We start from the raw sequence: 2,757 nt of genomic DNA on the forward strand, positions 1-2,757 counted from the left end.
CTTGGAGAAACATGTAAAGCCGGCTTTGGCTTTAAGTAAAGAAAAAACAACTTTGACTATTTTAGATATCTGTTTTGGATTGGGCTACAATACATTTGCTACACTTTATTATATTAAAACACTGGGATTAAAGACAAAAGTGCACATACTCTCTCCAGAGTTTGATGAAGGACTTGTACGTTCATTGGATACTTTTGATTTCCCTCCAGAGTTTGAGAGTATCAAACACATTATAAAAGCTATAAGCCAAAATCTTTACTACGAAGATGAACAATTCAAGATAGAGATACTTCTAGGTGATGCAAGAAGAAGTATTCCAAATATCAAAGAAAAGATAGACATCATCTATCAAGATGCTTTCAGTCCCGCACACAATCCACTGCTTTGGACAAAAGAACACTTTGCAGACATAAGGGCCATTTCCAAAGAGGATGCACTTCTTACCACTTACTCAACAGCAGCAGCCATACGTTTAGGACTTTATGAGAATGGATTTTTTATCTTTGTGCATAGAGCCGAAATGATGCGTTATTCAACAGTGGCTAGCTTGAAACTACTTGACAGGTTAGAATATATAGATATGGAATTAAAAAAAGTACGTAATACCCAAGCACGCAGTATGAAAGATGAAGACTATCTAAAAGATATGTACCGTTAGCCAAACCGTACCTGTCTGTGTATTTAAAACACGATGGACTGTCTTTGCAGAGATAAAAAGTGTATCTCCTTTTGTAAGTTTTTTCTCTTCATCATTTAAAAGTAGCGTAGCTTCACCCTTAAGTAAAACCAGCCATTCATCTTCTTCCTGGACGTACTCAGTATCCTCTAAATTATCTGAACTAACGATACGGTTTATTTTGATATTTTTATGTTCGAGAAGGGTAGTGAAGGTTTCACCACTTTGAGGAGATATGTAGTCGTAAATATTCACTAGTATGTCATCTGTAAACTGTCGATTTCATCCCAGCTCATACCTTTTTTAGAACTTCTGTGTGCAAGGATATGGTCGATGTATCTTGCAAATACATCAGTTTCTATATTAAGTTTGGTTCCAACTTTATAGTTTTTCATCAAAGTTTCTTTGAGGGTATGCGGAATGATGGTGAGTCTGAAGTTGTCCTCTCCTACATCATTGACCGTAAGTGAGATACCATCTATGGTGACGGAACCCTTTGGAATGATATGTACAATGTACTTTTTATCTACAGTAATGATAAAGTCAGTGGCATTTTCCCTAGGGGTAATCTGTGAAACAGTACCGACACAATCGACATGTCCTTGTACGATATGTCCTTCAAAACGGTCATTCATCATCATAGCAGGTTCCATATGTACAGCACCGGAGATCTTACTTTCATCGATGATCGAACGTGTTTCATCTGCCAGTTCAAGATCAAAACCATCACTGTTCACTTTGATAACGGTTAGACAAACACCGTTGATTGCTATAGAGTCTCCAAGTTTTGCTTTATGTTTAGACTTAATAGTTAAAATGTTGTTTTGATAGCTTTTTACTGTTGCGATTTCTCTAATTAGACCTGTAAACATTAAGACTCTTTTTTTGGATATAATTCGATTATTATAGCAAAATATATATTTTTTCTTATTCCTTGTATAAGCTTGCGAATAAGAGGTAAGGTTTTTTATGAATTATGATGTCATAGTCATCGGTGGTGGACATGCAGGGATAGAGGCTTCTTTAGCTTCCGCGCGTATGGGTGTAAAGACACTGATGATCACAATATTAGCAGAACAGATAGGAGCTTCTTCTTGTAACCCTGCCATAGGTGGGTTGGCAAAAGGTCACTTGGTGCGTGAAGTAGATGCACTTGGTGGTGAGATGGGTCTATGTACAGACAAAACAGGTATACAGTTTCGTACACTCAATGCTTCTAAAGGTCCGGCAGTAAGAGGAAGCCGTGCACAGATAGATATGGATAAATACCGTATCTATATGCGTAATGTAGTGTTGAACACTGAGAACCTTGATGTGAAACAAGAGATAGCAGATGGTCTGGTTATAGAAGAGGGTGAAGTTAAAGGTGTTACGACACAACTTGGCAATACCTATATTGCATCCAAAGTGATCATTACAGCAGGTACATTCCTAAATGGTTTGATCCATATTGGTGAGAAAACACAGATTGCAGGAAGACAGGGTGAGTTTGCTTCTATAGAGTTAGCGGAGTACTTACGTGGTTTGGGATTAAATATAGGACGTCTTAAAACAGGCACCTGTGCACGTATTGATGCGAAATCTGTCGATACATCCGTGATGGAAGTGCAGCCAGGAGATACACCCCCTCCGCCATTTTCTTTTCGAACAGACAAAAAGACGTTTAATCCTACGCAGTTACCTTGTTATGTGACATACACCAATGAAGAGACACATGAGATAATCGAGAGTAATTTTTACAGAGCACCGATGTTTTCTGGTCAAATAGAAGGTGTGGGACCACGTTATTGTCCAAGTATAGAAGATAAAATCAATCGTTTTAGAGACAGACCAAGACATCAGATATTTGTAGAGCCTCAAACGATCGATGAGACAGAGTATTATATCAACGGTATGAGTACATCATTACCCATAGATGTACAGCTTGAGATGGTACGTTCTGTTGCAGGTATGGAAGAAGCGAAGATCGTACGTTACGGCTATGCTATAGAGTATGACTATGTACAGCCAACAGATCTAAAACATACACTTGAGACAAAGAAGATCAAAGGGCTTTATACTGCTGGACAGATAAACGGTAC

4 protein-coding genes are annotated in these 2,757 nt (G+C 38.2%); 2 read left to right on the forward strand and 2 right to left on the reverse strand.

Features of this window, described 5'->3' with window-relative positions; genetic code table 11:
- A partial coding sequence (locus tag ABZC96_RS09475; protein ID WP_373030714.1) for a tRNA (5-methylaminomethyl-2-thiouridine)(34)-methyltransferase MnmD occupies positions 1 to 658 on the forward strand: 658 nt, incomplete at its 5' end.
- Here ABZC96_RS09475 and ABZC96_RS09480 read toward each other — a convergent pair.
- Both ABZC96_RS09480 and ribE read right to left on the reverse strand, forming a co-directional pair.
- Complete coding sequence (locus ABZC96_RS09480; RefSeq protein ID WP_373030716.1) at positions 638 to 931, reverse strand: cupin domain-containing protein; 294 nt, start codon at positions 929 to 931, stop codon at positions 638 to 640. The two genes, ABZC96_RS09475 and ABZC96_RS09480, sit on opposite strands and share 21 nt — an antisense overlap.
- The gene (gene ribE / locus ABZC96_RS09485) at positions 931 to 1,548 is read right to left on the reverse strand and encodes a riboflavin synthase (protein WP_373030718.1); all 618 of its coding nucleotides are present in this window, start codon (positions 1,546 to 1,548) and stop codon (positions 931 to 933) included. The genes ABZC96_RS09480 and ribE overlap by 1 nt, the downstream gene beginning before the upstream one ends.
- Before the next feature lie 97 nt (positions 1,549 to 1,645).
- Here ribE and mnmG point away from each other — a divergent pair.
- A partial coding sequence (mnmG, locus tag ABZC96_RS09490; RefSeq protein ID WP_373030720.1) for a tRNA uridine-5-carboxymethylaminomethyl(34) synthesis enzyme MnmG occupies positions 1,646 to 2,757 on the forward strand: 1,112 nt, incomplete at its 3' end.

It is taken from the genome of Sulfurovum sp., from assembly GCF_041551015.1.
GTDB lineage: Bacteria > Campylobacterota > Campylobacteria > Campylobacterales > Sulfurovaceae > Sulfurovum.

Bases quoted from the DNA above. Each gene is read 5' to 3' on its own strand.
- ribE (WP_373030718.1), bottom strand. From the start codon at position 1,548: ATGTTTACAGGTCTAATTAGAGAAATCGCAACAGTAAAAAGCTATCAA.